This is a genomic window from Sulfitobacter sp. PR48 (assembly GCF_028807335.1).
Lineage (GTDB): Bacteria > Pseudomonadota > Alphaproteobacteria > Rhodobacterales > Rhodobacteraceae > Sulfitobacter.
The window spans coordinates 87,685-105,444 of sequence record NZ_JARAMM010000013.1; the positions used below are offsets into that span (position 1 = coordinate 87,685).

General features: G+C 62.8%; 18 protein-coding genes. 4 read left to right on the top strand and 14 right to left on the bottom strand.

The features are described 5' to 3' along the window. The first annotated feature begins 192 nt into the window (after window positions 1-192). From ccmI to PVW51_RS17320, 3 genes are read left to right on the top strand one after another with little or no spacing between them, the layout of a single operon-like run. Complete coding sequence (gene ccmI, locus PVW51_RS17310) at window positions 193-1,413, top strand: c-type cytochrome biogenesis protein CcmI (protein ID WP_274576302.1); 1,221 nt, start codon at window positions 193-195, stop codon at window positions 1,411-1,413. Beyond that, on the top strand, window positions 1,410-1,898 hold the full coding sequence (gene ruvX, locus PVW51_RS17315; protein ID WP_269365013.1) for a Holliday junction resolvase RuvX: 489 nt from the start codon (window positions 1,410-1,412) through the stop codon (window positions 1,896-1,898). The genes ccmI and ruvX overlap by 4 nt, the downstream gene beginning before the upstream one ends. Then, the gene (locus PVW51_RS17320) at window positions 1,891-2,130 is read left to right on the top strand and encodes a DUF1289 domain-containing protein (RefSeq protein WP_269365015.1); all 240 of its coding nucleotides are present in this window, start codon (window positions 1,891-1,893) and stop codon (window positions 2,128-2,130) included. Before ruvX ends, PVW51_RS17320 begins: the two co-directional genes overlap by 8 nt. Window positions 2,131-2,151: 21 nt before the next feature. On the opposite strand, the gene PVW51_RS17325 is transcribed toward PVW51_RS17320, so the two are convergent. The 14 genes from PVW51_RS17325 to PVW51_RS17390 form a co-directional block, all read right to left on the bottom strand. Beyond that, window positions 2,152-2,388, bottom strand: a complete 237-nt coding sequence (locus tag PVW51_RS17325; RefSeq protein ID WP_067292796.1) for a hypothetical protein — start codon at window positions 2,386-2,388, stop codon at window positions 2,152-2,154. Between the two features lie 102 nt (window positions 2,389-2,490). Then, window positions 2,491-3,225 (bottom strand): hypothetical protein, encoded by a 735-nt coding sequence (locus PVW51_RS17330; RefSeq protein WP_274576304.1) that lies wholly within the window; start codon window positions 3,223-3,225, stop codon window positions 2,491-2,493. Continuing rightward, entirely contained in the window at window positions 3,222-4,043 is an 822-nt protein-coding gene (locus PVW51_RS17335; RefSeq protein ID WP_274576305.1) for a sulfite exporter TauE/SafE family protein, read from the bottom strand. Before PVW51_RS17335 ends, PVW51_RS17330 begins: the two co-directional genes overlap by 4 nt. 27 nt (window positions 4,044-4,070) lie before the next feature. After that, a complete protein-coding gene (gene dusA / locus PVW51_RS17340) occupies window positions 4,071-5,093 on the bottom strand; it encodes a tRNA dihydrouridine(20/20a) synthase DusA (protein WP_274576308.1) in 1,023 nt (340 codons plus the stop codon). A gap of 250 nt (window positions 5,094-5,343) precedes the next feature. Then, complete coding sequence (locus PVW51_RS17345) at window positions 5,344-6,828, bottom strand: mannitol dehydrogenase family protein (protein WP_274576310.1); 1,485 nt, start codon at window positions 6,826-6,828, stop codon at window positions 5,344-5,346. A gap of 1 nt (window position 6,829) precedes the next feature. Beyond that, window positions 6,830-7,603, bottom strand: coding sequence for an L-iditol 2-dehydrogenase (locus PVW51_RS17350; RefSeq protein ID WP_269365028.1), 774 nt, complete (start codon window positions 7,601-7,603; stop codon window positions 6,830-6,832). Continuing rightward, a complete protein-coding gene (locus PVW51_RS17355) occupies window positions 7,600-8,604 on the bottom strand; it encodes an ABC transporter ATP-binding protein (protein ID WP_274576311.1) in 1,005 nt (334 codons plus the stop codon). Before PVW51_RS17355 ends, PVW51_RS17350 begins: the two co-directional genes overlap by 4 nt. Before the next feature lie 12 nt (window positions 8,605-8,616). Further along, on the bottom strand, window positions 8,617-9,447 hold the full coding sequence (locus tag PVW51_RS17360; protein ID WP_269365051.1) for a carbohydrate ABC transporter permease: 831 nt from the start codon (window positions 9,445-9,447) through the stop codon (window positions 8,617-8,619). A gap of 15 nt (window positions 9,448-9,462) precedes the next feature. Continuing rightward, window positions 9,463-10,329 (bottom strand): carbohydrate ABC transporter permease, encoded by an 867-nt coding sequence (locus PVW51_RS17365; protein ID WP_114273084.1) that lies wholly within the window; start codon window positions 10,327-10,329, stop codon window positions 9,463-9,465. A gap of 128 nt (window positions 10,330-10,457) precedes the next feature. Further along, a complete protein-coding gene (locus PVW51_RS17370) occupies window positions 10,458-11,774 on the bottom strand; it encodes an ABC transporter substrate-binding protein (RefSeq protein WP_274576312.1) in 1,317 nt (438 codons plus the stop codon). Between the two features lie 95 nt (window positions 11,775-11,869). Then, entirely contained in the window at window positions 11,870-12,895 is a 1,026-nt protein-coding gene (locus PVW51_RS17375) for a LacI family DNA-binding transcriptional regulator (protein ID WP_274576314.1), read from the bottom strand. Window positions 12,896-13,042: 147 nt separating this feature from the next. Further along, complete coding sequence (locus PVW51_RS17380; protein WP_274576315.1) at window positions 13,043-14,221, bottom strand: cytochrome P450; 1,179 nt, start codon at window positions 14,219-14,221, stop codon at window positions 13,043-13,045. Between the two features lie 62 nt (window positions 14,222-14,283). Then, window positions 14,284-15,930, bottom strand: a complete 1,647-nt coding sequence (locus tag PVW51_RS17385; RefSeq protein WP_274576317.1) for a tannase/feruloyl esterase family alpha/beta hydrolase — start codon at window positions 15,928-15,930, stop codon at window positions 14,284-14,286. A 47-nt stretch (window positions 15,931-15,977) separates the two neighbouring features. Next, window positions 15,978-16,865 (bottom strand): amidohydrolase family protein, encoded by an 888-nt coding sequence (locus tag PVW51_RS17390; protein ID WP_269365061.1) that lies wholly within the window; start codon window positions 16,863-16,865, stop codon window positions 15,978-15,980. Window positions 16,866-16,967: 102 nt separating this feature from the next. Here PVW51_RS17390 and PVW51_RS17395 point away from each other — a divergent pair, with 102 nt between their 5' ends. After that, entirely contained in the window at window positions 16,968-17,750 is a 783-nt protein-coding gene (locus PVW51_RS17395; RefSeq protein WP_269365063.1) for a crotonase/enoyl-CoA hydratase family protein, read from the top strand. Window positions 17,751-17,760 lie beyond the last annotated feature (10 nt).

Here is a 17,760-nt window from a genome sequence, read left to right on the forward strand (position 1 = left end):
GTGGTGCGCGGTCGCTTACCCCGTTCTGGCTGTCTTGACCAAAAAAGGAATAATGGCCACGGCACTCCTTGGCAAATTTGCGACATGGGTCGCGATTGTTGCAGGCGCGCCGTGAGGGTGGTCAAAATGTCCCCTTTTGTGCATGGGGTTGAATGACTAGGTATTCTTGAATTCGAATCTGTCGGGGACTGCATGACGTTCTGGATCATCACCTGCGCGATGGCGATCATGGTCGCTGCTCTTTTGGGGCGCGCGATGGCGCGTGGCGCAAGGGTCGGGACGGAGGATGCGGCATCCTATGATCTGCGGGTCTACCGCGACCAATTGGCCGAAGTGGAACGCGACGTGGCACGTGGCGTCATCCCCGCCGAGGATGCCGAACGCGCAAGGACAGAGATTTCGCGCCGCATTCTGGCGGTGGGTTCCACAGCCGGGAAAACCCCCTCTGCCGGCAGGGGTTCACCGCGCGTCCTTTATGGGCTGCTGGCGCTTGTGGTGGTTGCCGGGTCCTTGCTGCTTTACCGCACGGTGGGTGCGCCGGGCTATGGTGATCTGGGCCTGGCCGACAGGATCGCCTTTGCCGAAGAGATGCGCGAGAACCGTCCCAGCCAGCAGACCGCCGAGGAAAGCCTGCCGCCGATGCCCGCAGAACCGGGCATCACCGAAGAATTCCAGACCCTGATGACCCGCCTGCGCGAAACGGTCGCGACGCGGCCGGAGGATTTGCAGGGCCACCGGCTGCTGGCAAGCAACGAGGCCCGGATCGGCAATTTCTCGGCGGCGGCAGTGGCGCAGCAAGAAGTTTTGCGGATCAAGGGCGAAAGCGCCACCGCCGCCGATTACAGCGATTACGGCGAGTTCCTGATTCTGGCGGCGGGGGGATATGTCTCTCCGCAGGCGGAAACGGCGCTGCGGGCGGCACTGGCGCGCGATGCGCAGGACGGGCGGGCGCGCTATTATGTCGGGCTGATGATGGTGCAGACCGGACGCCCGGATGTCGCCTTCCGCATCTGGGACGGGTTGCTGCGGCGCGGCCCCGAGGATTCGCCCTGGATCGCCCCGATCCGCGCGCAGATCATGCCGGTCGCGGCGCTGGCCGGGGTGGACTATGAAATGCCGCAGCCAACTGCGGCGCGCGGCCCCTCTGCCGAGGATATCGAGGCCGCGGCGGAAATGAGCGCGCAAGACCGGATGGAGATGATCGGCGGCATGGTGGCAGGCCTCTCTGACCGTCTCGCGACCGAAGGCGGCCCCGCGACAGACTGGGCGCGGCTGATCACCTCACTGGCGGTGCTGGACCGCGCCGAGGAAGCCCGGCGCATCTATGACAACGCATTGGATGTCTTTGACGGGGATGCCGCCGCGCTGGATATCGTCAACCGCGCGGGTCAGCAGGCCGGGGTGGCGGAATGATATACGAAGATATGGCGGAATTTGCCGCTGCCCTGCCCCCGATGTCCGCGCTGATCGGGCTCGACCTGGGGGAAAAGACCATCGGTGTCGCGGTCAGCGACAGCTTCCTGAGCGTGGCAACGCCGCTGGAAACCATCCGGCGCAAGAAATTCGGGCTGGATGCCGCGCGCCTGACAGAGATCATCCGCGACCGGCGCATCGGTGGGTTGGTGCTGGGATTGCCGCGCAACATGGACGGCTCCGAAGGGCCGCGCTGCCAGTCCACCCGCGCCTTTGCCCGCAACTTCGACCGGCTTTTGCCGCTGCCGATCACCTTCTGGGACGAGCGGTTGAGCACGGTCGCCGCCGAACGCGCGCTGCTGGAGGCGGATACGACACGAAAGCGTCGCGCGGAAGTGATTGATCACGTCGCAGCGGGCTATATTCTGCAGGGCGCGCTGGACCGTCTGGCGGTGATGCGCAGGCAGGGAGCCGGGGATGACTGACGAGATCTGGAAGCGCGCCGAAATCGAAAGCCCCTGCGTCAAGATCTGCGTGGTGCATCCGGAGTCGCGGCTGTGCACGGGGTGCCTGCGGTCGATCGACGAGATTGGCCGCTGGTCCCGGATGACACCGGAAGAGCGGCACGAGATCATGGCGGAATTGCCGGGCCGGGCGGGTCAGCTGACCAAACGCCGGGGCGGCCGGGCCGCGCGCATGGCGCGACAGGGTAAATAAACTTGAAAAAGCGGGTTGTTGTCAGCGGTTGCCGGCAATCTGGTAGAGCAGGTCGAGCCCGAAATCCGCGGTGATCGCCCCTTCGGCACCGGTCGGGGCATGGTTGCCATTGGCGGCGAAACGGCTCAGCCGGGCAAAGCTGCATTTGCGTTCCAGTGCCGCGGCCTGGAGTTTGCCGAATGCCATTGTTGTGCGGCCGTTCTGAGCGGCGTTCCAATACGCCACTGCGCCGTCGGGCCCTGTCAGAATAATGTTCATTTTGCCGTCCCAAGATCAAAAAATTTATGATCCATGAATTGCTGCAGGAAAAGGCAACAATGAGGCGCAGTCGAGGTGATTGTTGGGAAATCGGGCGGATGTTCAGCCGTTCAGCCAGGCGGAGGCGGCAATTTGTGGCCGGAAATAGGCAATCATCCGACCCTCCGGCGGGGCTGTTGCGCCTTTGGCCCAGGGGGCGACACCGTGCAAGAGATGGCGGTGCAACAAGGTGGCCTGCCCCGGTCTGGCCAGAACCTGCACCGGTTCAATCGCCTCGAAAACCTGTCGCCTTGCGGCACCATAGGCTTCGGTCAGATCAACCGTTTCCGGGGCGCTGTCCCCGATGGCGCGGCGCAGGGCATCGCCCATGATCCTGTGACTGCCCGGCCAGACCATCAGCGGTGCGGCGTCCGCCTGGTTCAAAGGCAGGCCCAGGATGAAACCATGCGGTTCGCGCAGATAGCGGCGGCGGGCCGCACCCTCGGGCAGCAACCCGTCCACATGCGCGGCATGACGGTTGATGCGGAACCGGTGGTTGGCGTCACTCTCTGACGGGTCCTGTCCCGGATAGCCGGGATAGACGATGGACAGCTGCGCGCGGTGCCAATGGTCCGGCGGTTCGATGAACTCCACCCAGGGTCCATGAAGCGGCACACCGCCGATGCTGCCGTCCGGGTCATTGGGCAATGCATCCACGCCGACAAACCAGGTGTCCGCGTGACGCAGGTTATCCGCACGGATGGCCGGATCGCGCGCAAGCTCCAGCGCAACGCGATGCGCTGCCTGCGCCCAGCGCAGGGTGGCCGGGTCCGGGTCGAATACCCGGAAGCCGCTCACCCGCCCAGTGCCTTGCGGATCATGTTCAGCGCCACGAGGATCAGGAAGACCGAAAACACCCGTTTGAGCGGTTTCGGGTCCATCGCATGGGCCAGCCTGACCCCAAGCGGCGCGGTGATCAGCGTCATCGCGATCACAATGCCAAAGGCGACGAAGTTGACCGTCCCGATGGTCAGCGGCGGCACCGCCGTGGACATCGGAACAAACAGGAAGCCGATGACAGATGGCACCGCGATGAGCACGCCAAAGCCTGCCGCCGTGGCGACAGCCCGGTGAATCGGGGTTGCATAAAGGCTCATCAACGGCACGCCGAAACTGCCGCCCCCGATGCCCATGAGCACCGACAGGAAGCCGACAGCGGGCGAGAGCAATGCACGGGTGATCCCCCGCGGCATTGCCGCCCCCAACCGCCATTCCGACCGGCCCAGCCCCATGTAGAGGCCCACAACCAGCGCAAGACCGCCAAAGATCGCCTGCAAGGTGCCCGAGCGCAATTGCGCGACCAGAAGCATCCCGAGCACGGCCCCGATCACGATTCCCGGTGCCCAGCCGCGCAGGATGTCCCAATCGACCGCCCCCTTCCGGTTATGGCTCAGCACGGAGCGGACGGATGTGACGATGATTGTCGCCAGAGAGGTCGCCAGACACATCTGCATCAGCTGCGGCCCCTCATAGCCAAGGGTCTGAAAGGCATAGAAAAATGCGGGAACCAGAACGATGCCGCCACCGACACCCAGAAGCCCTGCAAGGACGCCGGCAAAGGCACCGATAAAGGCCAGAAGCACCCCCATCTGGATCAAAAGCATCGTCTCTGGCATGGGGTATCTCCTCTTTGACGCCCCCTGCTACACCGCCTGCGCCTGCTGCGCCAGCGCCTCGATCTCGGCCAGTGCCTGCGCCACCAGTTCGGGGCCCGCGCCCGGCTTGCTGGCCCCTTCGGACAGGCTCCGCCGCCAGCCGCGCGCCCCGGGGCGGCCCGCGAAAAGGCCCAGCATGTGCCGGGTGATCTGGTTCAGCCGCCCGCCCCCCGCCAGATGCGCCTCGATATAGGGCAGCATGTCGCGGACGGCCTGTTCCGGCGTGCTGTCAGGGCCTGCGCCAAAGATGCGCCGGTCTGCCGCGCAGAGGATCTCTGCCGGGCTGTGATAGGCGGCGCGCCCGACCATGACGCCGTCCAGCCCCCCGTCCAGAAAGGCCTCTGCCTCTTCCAGCGAGCCGATGCCGCCGTTGACCGAAATATGCAGGTTGGGGAAATATTCCTTCATCAGGTGGACAAGCGGGTAATCCAGCGGCGGGATGTCGCGGTTTTCCTTGGGGCTGAGCCCCTGCAGCCAGGCCTTGCGCGCATGGATGCTGACACGGGTGCAGCCGGCGGCCACGATCCGGGCCAGAAAATCCGGCAGGACGTCGCGTGGTTCCTGATCATCGACGCCGATGCGGCATTTGACCGTCACCTCCACGTCCACTGCTGCCCGCATCTCGGCCACACACTCTGCCACACGGGCGGGGTCTTTCATCAGCACCGCACCAAAGGTGCCCGACTGCACCCGGTCAGAGGGGCAACCGCAGTTGAGGTTGATTTCGTCGTAGCCCGCATCCGCGCCAAGCCGCGCCGCCTGCGCCAGTTCGCGCGCATCGGAACCGCCAAGCTGCAGCGCCACGGGGTGTTCGCTGACGTCATGTTCCAGCAGATGCACCGCACCGCCGCGCACCAGCGCAGGCGCGGTCACCATCTCCGTATACAGCAACGCCCGCCCGCTCAGCAGCCGATGCAGATAACGGCAATGGCGGTCGGTCCAGTCCATCATCGGCGCGACCGAGAAGCGGGACGCGACGTGGACCGCTCTGTTTCTTTCAGAATTCAGCATAGAACCTTGACCTGACCGGTGCGATTTTCGAGCTTTCGCCACCGGTGGCGCGATATGCGCCACCGGCAATTCGCTGAACTAACAGAATCACATCCCGAATGAACAGCCCCCGGTTTCCCGGAAAGTTGCACCGTTCAGCCTGCAGTGCCGGTTTTCGGACTAATCATCGCTCCCACGCCGGTAAAGGATGAGGGATCAGGCGCGAATGGTTCCGTTGACGGGTCATCAGGCCAGCAAAGACCATCTTCCGCTATCCCCGTTTGCAGCCACCCGCCCTGCAATATTCTTTCAGTGCTGATCTGACACCCTGCTGCCAGATCAAACGCAGCCAATGTTCGAACCGCGTCGAGAAGACCTCCTGCCTGGCAAGGTCGCCGTAGATGCCGGTCATCTCCAGCCAGGCGGCGGGGCGGTCGCGCGCGGCTTTGGCTGTTTCGGTCAGCTTGTCCCACATCGGATCGTTCGGTTCGATCACGCTGCCATCCTCGCGGGTGCCTTCGCACATCCGCGCCCAGCAGGCCTCGACCAAGGCCAGACCGTCCAGCGGCAGCCCCCCCGCCAGCGCCCGGCGCACCAGAGGCAACACGAATCCGCTGTGCCGCGAACTGCCGTCAAAGGCGACGCGGCGGGTGGTATCCTCGATCTTCGGATTGGAGAACCGCGCCGCAATCAGGTCGACATAGGCCACCGGGGTAATCTCCGGCACAGGCGAGACATGGGGCACGATTTCGCGCAGGGCCACCTTGCGGAACAGCCCGCCCACCCCGGGATCGGCCATGCAGTCAGAGATCGTGGCAAGCGACAGGATTTCGCCCGCATTCGCGATCACCTGGTGCCCGGCGTTCAGGATCCGGATCTTCATGGTTTCATAGGCGTGGACATTGTTCGAAAATGTTGCCCCCGCCTTATCCCAATCGGGCCTTCCGGCGCAGAAATCATCCTCGATCACCCATTGGCGGAAATTCTCGTGGCAGACCGGGGCTGCATCCTCGATGCCCAGCGCGCGGGCCTGGGCGATCTGGGCGGGGCCGGTGGCGGGCACGATGGAATCGACCATCGAATTCGGAAAGCTGCAATTGCCATTGATCCAGCCCGCAAGCTCCGGGTCCTGCATCCGGGCCAGGCCGACGATGATCTGGCGCAGAATATCGCCGTTGCTCTGCAGGTTGTCGCAGCTTTGCGCGGTAAAGGGGCCTGTGCCCGCGTCGCGGCGCAACCGCAGGGCCGCCACCATCGCGCCAAAGGCAGTGCGCGGATTGTCCGGGTTCTGCGCATCATGCAGTATGTCCGCGTGGGTCGCGTCAAAGGCCTTGCTCACCGGGTCGATGAAATAGCCGCCTTCGGTCACCGTCAGGGCCACGATGCGGATGTCGGGCTGTGCCATGCGCGCGATCAGGGGGTCGTTGCCCTCCTTGATCGGCACATAGTCGATCATTGCGCCCACAACCTCTGCTGACTGCGATGAGGGCGACAATTCGATCAATGTGGTCAGGTAATCCTGCCCGGCCAGCCGCAGGCGCATCGCCTCGTCATAGGGGCGCACCCCGGCGCCCACGATCGCCCAGTCGAGCGCTGCGCCCTGCTGCATCAGCCGGTGCAGATACCATGCCTGATGTGCGCGGTGGAAATTGCCCACGCCGATGTGGACAATGCCCGGCGTCAGGGTGGCACGGTCATAGACCGGCCGCAGGATGTCGTCCGGCAGGTCGGGGAGTGTGGCGTTGGACAGTTTCATCTCAGCTCATCCATTGGCCGCCGTCCACATTGTAGGTCTGGGCAACGATGTAATCCGCCTCGGCAGTGGCGAGAAAGACCGCCATGCCGGTCAGGTCCCCGGCCCGGCCCATCCGGCCAAAGGGCACGGCCTCGCCGACTTCGCGCTTTTTCTGGCCCGGGGCCTTGTTCTCGTATTTGGCAAAGAAGGCATCGACGCCGTCCCAATGCTCCCCCTCCACCACGCCGGGGGCGATGGCGTTCACGTTGATGCCGTGCTGAATGAGGTTCAGGCCGGCAGATTGGGTCAGGCTGATGACCGCCGCCTTGGTCGCGCAATAGACTGCGACCAGGCTCTCGCCGCGGCGGCCCGCCTGGCTGGCCAGGTTGATGATCTTGCCGCCGCCCCCCTGCGCGATCATCTGCCGTGCCACCGCCTGCAGGGTGAAAAGGCATCCTGACACGTTGATGTCAAAGGCGCGCTGATAGTCCTCGCGGGTGATCTCGATGATCGGGGCCGCGGTAAAGATCGCGGCGTTGTTGACCAGGATGTCGATCTTGCCGAAACGGGCGACCGCAGCTTCGATCGCTGCGTCGATGCTGGCCTGATCGGTCACGTCCATCGCCACGGCGCAGGCGTTTTCGCCCATCGCCGTGGCTGTCTGCACTGCTCGTTTCTCGTCGATATCCGCGATCACCACCTGCGCGCCTTCGCGCAGGTAGGCTTCCGCGAAGGCCTGTCCGATGCCCCGTGCCGCGCCGGTGATCAGCGCGGTCTTTCCTGCCAGTCGCTTCATCCGATCCGCAATCCTGCTGCATCAAAGCGGTGGATTTCATCTGCACGGGGCGAAAGATGGATCGTATCGCCGTGGGTCAGGCTGATGTCACCGATGGCACGGACGGTCAGCGTGTCGGCCAGCCCGGTGTTGTGGATGTGAAAGAACGTGTCGGAGCCAAGGTGTTCGGCCACGCCAACGGTGCCCTGCCAGGTGCCGCCGCTTTCGACCACGTCGATATGTTCGGGCCGGATGCCGATAGTATGGGCGTCATGTTTCGCCGCCTCCTCGCCGGTGATCAGGTTCATCTTGGGCGATCCGATGAAACCGGCGACGAAAGTGTTGCGCGGGGTGCGGTAAAGCTCAAGCGGGCTGCCCACCTGTTCGATCACACCTGCCTGCAGCACCACGATCTTGTCGGCCATGGTCATCGCCTCGACCTGGTCGTGGGTGACGTAGATCATCGTCGTGGCCAGCTTCTTGTGCAGTTCGGAGATTTCCATCCGCATGCCCACGCGCAGGGCGGCATCGAGGTTTGACAGCGGCTCATCAAACAGGAAGGCCGCCGGTTCGCGCACGATGGCGCGGCCGATGGCGACCCGCTGACGCTGGCCGCCGGACAATTGGCCGGGGCGGCGGTCGATATAATCGGCCAGGTTCAGCACCTGTGCCGCCGCATCCACGAGCCGGTCGATTTCGGTCTGGTCCATCTTGGCCATCTTCAACGGGAAGGCGATGTTCTTGCGCACCGTCATATGCGGATAAAGCGCATAGGACTGGAACACCATCGCCAGCCCGCGCCGCGCCGGGACCACATCCGTTGCATCCTGGCCGTCGATCTCGATATGGCCGGTGGTGATGTCCTCCAGCCCCGCGATCAGGCGCAGCAGGGTGGACTTGCCACAGCCCGAGGGGCCGACGAAGACGGTGAATTCGCCATCCTTGATGGTCAGGTCCAGCGGCGGGATGACCTGCACATCGCCAAAGGATTTCGTAACCTGTTTAAGTTCAATCTGTCCCATAATTCCGGTTCCCTATTTCACGGCGCCAAAGGTGAGGCCGCGGACGAGTTGTTTCTGGCTGAACCAGCCAAGGATGAGGATCGGCGCGATGGCCATTGTCGATGCTGCGCTGAGTTTGGCATAGAACAGCCCTTCAGGGCTGGAGTAGCTGGCGATGAAGGCGGTCAGCGGTGCCGCCTGTGCTGCGGTGAGGTTCAGGGTCCAGAACGCCTCGTTCCAGGCCAGGATGAAGTTCAGCAGCAACGTGGAGGCAATGCCGGGGATCGCCATTGGCGTCAGCACATAGAGGATCTCCTCCTTGAGCGTGGCCCCGTCCATCCGCGCGGCTTCCAGGATTTCGCCGGGAATTTCGCGGAAGTAGGTGTAAAGCATCCACACAATGATCGGCAGGTTGATCAGCATCAGGATGATGACCAGCGCCACACGGTTGTCGAGCACGCCCAGCCGGATGCACAGCAGGTAGATCGGATAGAGCACCCCCACTGCCGGCAGCATCTTGGTCGAGAGCATCCACAGCAGGATGTCCTTGGTCCGTTTGGAGGGGACAAAAGCCATTGACCAGGCCGCAGGCACCGCGATGATGATGCCCAGAAGGGTCGAACCACCCGCGATGACGATGGAGTTCCACAGGAAGCGCCCGTAGTTCGACCGCTCCATCACAGTGGCATAGTTCTCCGTGGTCCAGTCAAAGAACAGGAACAGGGGTGGATCGTTGATCGCCTGGGCCTCGGTCTTGAAGCTGGTCAGGATCGTCCAGAGGATCGGAAAGAAGATCAGCAGGCCGATGATCCACGCGATGGTGGTGTTGATCGTCTTGCGTTGCGTTGTGACGGAACGTGCCATTCGTCTCTTCCTCCCTCAGGTATCAAGGTTCTTGCCGACGATGCGCATCAGGAAGATGGCAACGATATTGGCAAGGATGATGGCATAGACACCGCCCGCAGAGCCCAGACCGATGTTCTGGCTTTCCAGCACGCGCTGGAAGATCAGGTAGGACAGCGTCCGGGTGCCGAAGGCGCCGCCGGTGGTGACGAAAATCTCGGCAAAGATGGCCAGCAGAAAGATCGTCTGGATCAGCAGCACGATGGTGATGGCGCGGGAAAGATGCGGCAGGGTGATGTAGAAAAACCGTGCCAGGGGTGATGCGCCGTCCATTTCGGCGGCCTCAAGCTGTTCGCTGTCCAGCGACTGGATCGCGGTCAGCAGGATCAGGGTCGCGAAAGGCAGCCATTGCCAGCTGACGATCAGGATGATGGAAGGGGTCGCGGCATTCGACAGCCAGCTGACCGGGTCCGCCCCGAAGAACCGCCACAGATGGGCGAAAAGCCCGTTGGTTGGATCCATGAAGATGTTCTTCCAGACCAGCGCCGAGACGGTGGGCATGACAAAGAAGGGTGCAATCACCAGGATGCGCACAACCCCCTGCCCCCACATCGGCTGATCCAGCAGGATCGCCAGCAGGACGCCAAGCGCGATGGTGATGGCAAGAACGCCGGTGACGATGATCAGGGTGGTCGAAACGGCGGGCCAGAAGGAACTGGAGGTGACAAAGCGGACGTAGTTGTCGAAACCGGTCCAGCCCTGGTCGCCGCCACGCAGCGGCAAATAGGTTCGGAACGAGAACCACAGCGTCATCGTGAGAGGCACCAGCATCCAGCCCAAAAGCAGGATCACGGCGGGGGCCATCATCAGTCTGGCGGCGGATCGGGAAGCCTTGGTCGCCATGGGATACGTCTCCTTATTTGACGGAACGCCGGCTCAGGCGTCCGGTGACAGGACGTTGGTGAAATATCGGCAGTGATCAAAGACCATGGGGCGGGCGGTGCGCCGCCCCATGGGATCAGGTCGGTGGCTTACCGGTAACCGGCAGCTTCCATCGCTTCGTTGGTGATGTCCTGTGCCTTGGCCAGCGCATCCTCGACCGATTGCTGACCGGCATAGGCGGCAGAGAACTCCTGGCTCACTTCGGTTGCGATACCGGCAAACTCGGGGATCGCGGCGAACTGGACACCGACGTAGGGCACCGGATCGACGGTCGGGTTTTCCGGGTCAGCCGACAGGATGCTGTCCAGCGTCATCTGCGCGAAGGGCACCTTCTGGTACTCGGGGTTCTCGTAAAGCGACTTGCGCGCGCCCGGGGGCACATTGGCCCAGCCTTCGTTTCCGGCCACCAGTTCGATGTAGCTCTTGGAGGTTGCCCATTCGATGAATTGCTTGGCTTCGGCTTCCTGCTGGGTGCCCGCAGGGATCGCCAGGGCCCAGGCCCAGAGCCAGTTGGCCCGCTTGCCCAGGCCGTTATCCGGTGCCAGCGCAAAACCGACGCTGTCGGCAACGGTGGAATCATTGGCGTTGGTGACGAAGGAGGCCGCAACCGTCGCGTCGATCCACATGCCGCATTTGCCCTGCTGGAACAGCGAGAGGTTTTCGTTGAAACCATTGGTCGCATAGCCGGCGGGGCCGGAGGCATCCATCATGTTCTTGTAGAAGTTCACGGTGTTGGCCCAGGCCTCGGTGTCGAACTGGGCGTTCCAGTCCTCGTCGAACCAGCGCGCGCCAAAGGAGTTGGCCATCGCGGTGATCAAAGCGCCACCTTCGCCCCAGCCGGCCTTGCCGCGCAGGCAGATGCCGTTGATTTCATTGTCGCGATCGGTCATCGCGGCGGCGGCTTCGGCGATGAAGTCCCAGGTCGGGGCTTCGGGCATTTCCAGCCCGGCCTTTTCCATCAGGTCCGTGCGGTACATGATCATGGAGCTTTCGCCGTAGAAAGGTGCGGCGTAAAGCGTGCCGTCATGGGACAGACCGCCTGCCATCGCGGGCAGGATGTCACCGACATCATATTCGGCGGAAAGATCGTCCAGCGGCACCAGCCAGCCCTGCGCGCCCCAGATCGGGGTTTCGTACATGCCGATGGTCATGATGTCGAACTGGCCACCCTTGGTGGTGATATCCGTGGTCACGCGCTGACGCAGGACGTTTTCCTCCAGCGTGACCCATTCCACGGCGATGCCGGTCGCTTCGGTAAATGTATCGGTATAGCCCTGCATCCGGATCATGTCGCCGTTGTTGACGGTTGCGATGGTGATGGATGGGCTGTGGCTGTCTGCATATGCGCTGCTGGCTGCGATCAGCCCAAGCGCGGTTGCAGCACCAAGCGTGCTCTTCAAAGACATCCGTTATCCTCCCTGGTTGGACGTTCTGTTCGGAGCCTAAGGTAGAGATGTACGCGGCGTCAACTAAAATTTATCGCGCGTAAACTATTTGCGCATCACGCGGAGTCTCTCAGGATCAGCCTGCCCTCCAGCCGCGTGCTGCTCCAGGGGGTCACCTGGCCGTTGATTGCCGCGAACAAGGCATCGGAAGCTGCTTTGGAAACAGCGTCATAGGCATGGGAAATGGTGGTGAGCGGCGGACAGGTATAGCGCGAATGCGGATGGCCATCCTGCCCCGCAACGCGCACGCTGCAATCCGGCCCCCGCCCCACGGCAACGCCCTTTTCATAGCAGGCCGTCAGCAGCCCAATGGCCAGCCGGTCATTGCTGCACAGGATGGTATTGGTCGGAAAAAGCCCTTCGGAAAAGGCGGTATGCCCCCCCAGACGCCCGATTTCCTCGAAATCCCAGCCATCGCCTTCGACAGAAATGACATGTGGCTCAAGGCCGAATGCCTGCATCGCGTCGAGATAGCTCTGGCGGCGGCGGTGAGCGTTCGGGTTGGTCGGGCGCTTCATCTCGAAAAAGCACGGCGGTTCGCCCGTGCGGCAGAGGTAATCGGTGATATGGGCGGTGAACTGGATGTTGTCCGAACCGACAAAGGCAAGGCCCAGCTCGCCTACGTTGCTGTCAAACAGCAGGGTCGGCACATCCGCGCAGAACCGTTCCAGCGCCCCGTGATCGGAAGCACGGCCCAGAGGGGCCAGCAGTACTCCGGCGGGCCGGATCGCGCGCAGCGAGTTCAGCACATCCGTCTCATGCGCGGGATCGCCATGGGAGCTGAACAGCGTGGGGTGATAGCCCGCTTCGATGCAATGCCGTTCCAGCTTGCGGGCGATTTCCGCAAAATAGGGGTCCGTCAGCAGCGGCACCACGATGCCGACATTCTTGGTCAGCTTGCGGTTCTGGTTCATCGCGTAAAGGTTCGGGCGGTAATCGTATTTCTCAATCGCCGCCTCTATCTTCGCGCGGGTCGAGGCCCGGACACTTTCGGGATCGTGAAAGTATTTTGAAACGGTAGGCCGGGAAATACCGCTGACGGCGGCAAATTCTTCCATGTTCCTGATTGTCTTCGATGACATGTGGCCCTCGCAGTATTTTTACACCCGCAACCATGACTTTCCGCGCGGAAAGTATCAACCTTTCTTTGCGAATAAGCCATGCCAGATGCCGCGGCCTGCCGGTTCAGCACGCCGGGGCAGCAAAAGGGGATACAGAAGGCTTTGCCGTTACTGCAGCAGGACCGGTATCTGGATCGGGCCGCGAAAGCCGAAGCCCTTCCAGATGACAGCATCCGTGTCGGGGATGCTCATCTTCGGGAAACGGTCAAACAGCATCGGCAGCATGATCTGCCCGACCGCCCGGCGTGCCACATGGGTGCCCTGGCAGAAATGCGGCCCGTTGCCAAAGGCCTGATGCGGGGCCTTGTCGCGGTAGACGTTATAGGTTTCGCCATCTTGATAGATATCCTCATCCCGGTTGGCGCTGGCCTGGATGGTCATCACCGTATCCCCCTTGGGGATCATGTAGCCGCGCAATTCGGTATCCTGCGTGACCAGCCGAGATGAAGCCTGGATCGGCGCGACCCAGCGTACGCCTTCTTCGAAGGCCTGTTCCCAGTGATCGTTCCTGCGGACTTCGGCCAGTTGGTCCGGGTGGGTCAAGAGGCCATAGAGGATGGTATTGAGCGCATCGCGCGGCTCGTTGATGCCGCCGCCGATGGCGATCTTGATATTGGCATAGATCTGCTTTTCCTCGATCGGATCATCGGCGTTCAGCATCACGGAAAACGCCGAATTGTCCGGCTCGGCGCGGTGCCGGTCCTGGATGCTGTCCAGCAGCGCATGGATCTGTGTATTGGCACGGTCGGCGCGTTCAAAGGGCGCATCGGCCCAGCCGAAATTGCCCGCCCCCTCGATCAGCGCCTGCGACCATTCCATCATGTCCTCGTCCGAGGCTTCGGGCATCCCCAGCAGGATCGCCAGCCCCCGCGCCGCATAGGCCCCCGACAGGACCGCGAAGATATCGACAATCTCGCCGCGCGGCAGGCGCGACACATATTCCTCGGCGATCTTCACATATTGCGGCATCCAGTCGTTCTTGATCACTTTTGGGGAAAAAGCCGGGGCCATCGCCATCCGCTCGCGCTTGTGATCCTCGCCATCCTTGCGCATCAGCGTATGGGCCCAGAAGGCGCGCTTCATCGGCGTGTTTGGATCGTCCGAGCTGAAGATCTCCGGGTTGTCCTTGACGTATTTGGTGTCTTCCGCCTTGGTCAGCAGGGTGCGTCCGGCGGATTTGACCCGCAGCACCGGTGCCTCGGCGCGCAGGCGCCGGTAGATCGGGTAAGGGTCGCGATCAAGCTCTGCCAGCGTGATGTTTTCGTCCAATGGGGCAAGCGTGGGCATCATGAACCTTTCTCAGGCTGAAATGGCGCGGCGGGCGCAGCCCCCGCGCCGTGAAAATCATGTTATTCGCAAGTGAAGCTTTCCGCCATACCCGCATCGCCGCCGGTGTAGCGGGCGACCTGAGGGGCCGGACAGAGCGGGCGCGAAATGCCCGCCATCAACTCGGGCAGATCGCGGTTCGACGCCCGTGCCGTTGCGGTCACGGCCTGCGGCGCAGTGCCGTTCTCGACCCATGCGACCAGGTCCGAGAACATGTCAAACCCTTCCACCGCAGGGCCGCCCGAACAATGGGTCATGCCGGGCACCGGGTAGAATCTGGCGAATTCTGCCGCCTTGCCGCCGTTGTTCGCATCCAGCTTGGCGTACCAATCTGCCGTATCATTCACGGAAAACACCGGATCAGAGACGCCGTGGAACACCATCATCTTGCCCCCTGCATCGCGGAAAGCCGCCAGTTCGGGGTTGTCCGATCCCGGTGGTGTCATCACCTCCATCGCCGATTCAGGAAAGGCATCGCTGGTGGCAAAGATCTCGTCCGCGCGGGCGGTGAGGTCAAAATCCTTCAGGAATTGTTCCAGCGCGGCGGGGTCGCCTGCCACTTCCGTCGGGGGCGTGGTGAAGATCTGCGCGAGTGACGCGGCACCCATAACCGCGATGATCGGTTTCTTGCCCCAAGGCGGGATCGGGCTTTCCAGTTTCCAGAAGCGCCAGCCGCCGCCCGCGATGCCGGGATCCCAGGGGAAATCGCTGTAGAACGGGGTGCCGCCATCAGGGGTGCCTGCGTGGATGGTGTTCAGCGCGGTTACCTGTTCGGGCGACAGGCAGGCGGAATTCTGACCCGCCGCGCATTGCAGCGCGGCACTGTCAAAGCTGGCCTGACAGGCGGCAGTGTCCATCACCAGCCCGTCCGCAATCCCGTCCAGCGTATCGCAGACTTGCAGAATGCCATCGGCAACCGTTTGCAGATCGGCGGGGCTGAAGGCCGTGGCCAGATCGCCGGTAACCGCTGTCAGCGCTTGCACGTCAACCGCATGTTGCAGCGCCGCCTTGGGCAGGTTGAAGCCGGGCGCGCCGATCAGCAGGCCATCAAAGCTCTGCGGCATCCGTGATGCGGCGACCATGGCGTGCCGCCCGCCGTTGGAGCAGCCAATGCCATAGCTGTGGCCGATTTCATTGTCGTAATAGGCCTCGACGATCTGGCGGGCCAGCGGGTCCAGCAGCGCCACGGCCTTGTAGCCGTACATCTGCCGTGCCTCGAAATCGAACCCAAAGCGCGCGCCACCGGCAAGGCCCGCGTCCGCCACCGCCTTGCCATCATGGCCTGCGTCGGAGGAGACGACGGCAAAACCGCGCGCCAGAGGTGTCGCTTCACCCGTGCCCGCGCCCATGCCGCCGGTGGCGGGTTTGACCTCGCCGTCGTTGCCGCCGTTGAACTGGTGGACGTAATCGCCGTTCCAGACATCCGGCAGGGCCAGTTCGAACCGCAGCGCATAGTCGCGCCCGTCGGTGCCCTTGCGTTCGGCGGTCGTGGCGCGGATGCGGCATTGGGCGGCGGGGTTGTCATCGCCCGCAGGCACTGCCGCCACTTCGGTAAAGCTGACACCGCTCAGGCCCAGCGCCTCGGGCGTCAATCCCTCGCATTGCATCTGTGCCATGGCCAGCGTGGCCGTGCTGCACATCAATGCAGTTGTTCCGATTGTCTTCAACATCACAGGTCTCCTCCCAGAATTGTGTGTGTTATTTTCTCACTTGGACCTCAGACAGTTTCTCCCAGCAGGCGCAGCGCGTTTTCCTTCAGGATCAGCGGGCGCACCTCGTCCTTGAAGGGTGCCGCCTCGAAATCCGCCAGCCAGCGGTCGGGCGTGATTGCGGGCCAGTCCGATCCGAAGAGCATCTTCTTTTTCAGGATCGAATTGGCATAGCGGATGAAGGTCTCGGGGAAATATTTGGGCGACCAGCCGGACATGTCGTAATAGACGTTGGGCTTGTGCTGGGCCACGGCCAGACCTTCCTCGGTCCAGGGGAACGACGGATGCGCCAGGATGATCTTCATGTCGGGGAAATCCACCGCCACGTCATCAAGGTGCATCGGGTTGGAGTATTTCAACCGCATCCCCATGCCGCCCCGCATGCCGGAGCCGACACCGGTCTGCCCGGTATGGAACAGGGTGATCACCCCTTCTTCGGCGCAGGCTTCCAGCACGGTGTAGCAGGCCTCCCGGTCATTGGGGAAAAAGCCCTGCATGGTGGGATGAAACTTGAACCCGCGCACGCCGAACTCACGCACCAGGCGGCGCACCTCGCGCGCACCGGCCTTGCCCTTGTGCGGATCGACAGAGGCAAAGGGGATCAGGATGTCGTCATTCTCGGCGCAGATCTGCGCGACTTCCTCGTTGGAATAGCGGCGAAACCCTGTCTCGCGCTCCGCATCCACCGGAAAGATCACCGCCGCGATGTTGCGTTCGCGGTAATAGCTGGCCGTGTCCTGCACCGTGGGCAACATGCCTTCGGCCCCGGCGGGATTCTTGAAGTAGGCCGCCATGCCCGCTTGAAATTCATTATACCCGTCATCACGGTGGTCGCAGCAGGGTTCCTCTGCATGGGTGTGAAAATCAATCGCTTTCACCTTGCTGAAATCGACCATCCTGTTTGCCTCCCCGAAAACGTTGACGTCAAAAACCGCTATACAAGAAAACTGTTAAGCTGTACAACATAAATCCAGACCGACCAGGAGGGGGAGAATCCGATGGAGAATGGCCAGAGCACCGGCAAAGCCACACGTGTGGAAATTGACGGCGACATTGCCACGATCATTTTCGACCGCCCTGAAAAGCGGAACGCAATGAACGAGGCGCTGGTCGGCGACCTTGATGCATTCTTCTCCAAACCGCCCGAAGGTGTGAATGCCGTCATCCTGACCGGCGCGGGCGGGCATTATTGTTCAGGCCTTGACCTGGCCGAACATGAACAGCGCGCCCCGGTCGCGGGGGTCTACCATTCGCGCAACTGGCATCGCGTGGCCGATCTGATCGAATTCGGCCCCCTGCCCGTCATTTCCGCCATGACTGGCGCGGTGATCGGCGGCGGGCTTGAGATTGCCACCTCGACACATGTGCGCATCGCGGAGCCTGATGTGCGGTTCCAGCTGCCCGAGGGGCGGCGCGGTATCTTTGTCGGTGGCGGGGCCACGGTCCGCGTGAGCCGCATCATCGGCGCCGATCGGATGCGTGAAATGATGCTGACTGGCCGCAACTATGGCGCCGAGGAAGGCCTGGCGATGGGGCTTGCGCATTACAGCGTCGGCGCGGGTGAAGCCCTGCCCCTGGCGCGCAAGCTTGCACGGAAAATAGCAGACAACGCGCCGTTTTCGAATTACCTCATGATACAGGCGATCTCTCGGATCAGTGACATGTCGCGCCACGACGGCCTGTTTACCGAAAGCCTTGCGGCGGCCATGTCGCAAACCTCGGACGGGGCGAAAGAGGGCCTGCGCGCCTTTCTTGAGAAGCGCGAGCCGAAGTTCAGATAACCCATGCCGG

Excerpts from the sequence above, each read along its gene's own strand:
- ccmI (WP_274576302.1), top strand. The coding sequence starts at position 193 with ATGACGTTCTGGATCATCACCTGCGCGATGGCGATCATGGTCGCTGCT.
- dusA (WP_274576308.1), bottom strand. The coding sequence starts at position 5,093 with ATGCTGAATTCTGAAAGAAACAGAGCGGTCCACGTCGCGTCCCGCTTC.
- PVW51_RS17370 (WP_274576312.1), bottom strand. The coding sequence starts at position 11,774 with ATGTCTTTGAAGAGCACGCTTGGTGCTGCAACCGCGCTTGGGCTGATC.
- PVW51_RS17385 (WP_274576317.1), bottom strand. The coding sequence starts at position 15,930 with ATGTTGAAGACAATCGGAACAACTGCATTGATGTGCAGCACGGCCACG.
- PVW51_RS17390 (WP_269365061.1), bottom strand. The coding sequence starts at position 16,865 with ATGGTCGATTTCAGCAAGGTGAAAGCGATTGATTTTCACACCCATGCA.
- PVW51_RS17345 (WP_274576310.1), bottom strand. The coding sequence starts at position 6,828 with ATGAAACTGTCCAACGCCACACTCCCCGACCTGCCGGACGACATCCTG.
- PVW51_RS17350 (WP_269365028.1), bottom strand. The coding sequence starts at position 7,603 with ATGAAGCGACTGGCAGGAAAGACCGCGCTGATCACCGGCGCGGCACGG.
- PVW51_RS17375 (WP_274576314.1), bottom strand. The coding sequence starts at position 12,895 with ATGTCATCGAAGACAATCAGGAACATGGAAGAATTTGCCGCCGTCAGC.
- PVW51_RS17325 (WP_067292796.1), bottom strand. The coding sequence starts at position 2,388 with ATGAACATTATTCTGACAGGGCCCGACGGCGCAGTGGCGTATTGGAAC.
- PVW51_RS17355 (WP_274576311.1), bottom strand. The coding sequence starts at position 8,604 with ATGGGACAGATTGAACTTAAACAGGTTACGAAATCCTTTGGCGATGTG.
- PVW51_RS17335 (WP_274576305.1), bottom strand. The coding sequence starts at position 4,043 with ATGCCAGAGACGATGCTTTTGATCCAGATGGGGGTGCTTCTGGCCTTT.
- PVW51_RS17320 (WP_269365015.1), top strand. The coding sequence starts at position 1,891 with ATGACTGACGAGATCTGGAAGCGCGCCGAAATCGAAAGCCCCTGCGTC.
- PVW51_RS17360 (WP_269365051.1), bottom strand. The coding sequence starts at position 9,447 with ATGGCACGTTCCGTCACAACGCAACGCAAGACGATCAACACCACCATC.
- PVW51_RS17365 (WP_114273084.1), bottom strand. The coding sequence starts at position 10,329 with ATGGCGACCAAGGCTTCCCGATCCGCCGCCAGACTGATGATGGCCCCC.
- PVW51_RS17395 (WP_269365063.1), top strand. The coding sequence starts at position 16,968 with ATGGAGAATGGCCAGAGCACCGGCAAAGCCACACGTGTGGAAATTGAC.
- PVW51_RS17380 (WP_274576315.1), bottom strand. The coding sequence starts at position 14,221 with ATGCCCACGCTTGCCCCATTGGACGAAAACATCACGCTGGCAGAGCTT.
- ruvX (WP_269365013.1), top strand. The coding sequence starts at position 1,410 with ATGATATACGAAGATATGGCGGAATTTGCCGCTGCCCTGCCCCCGATG.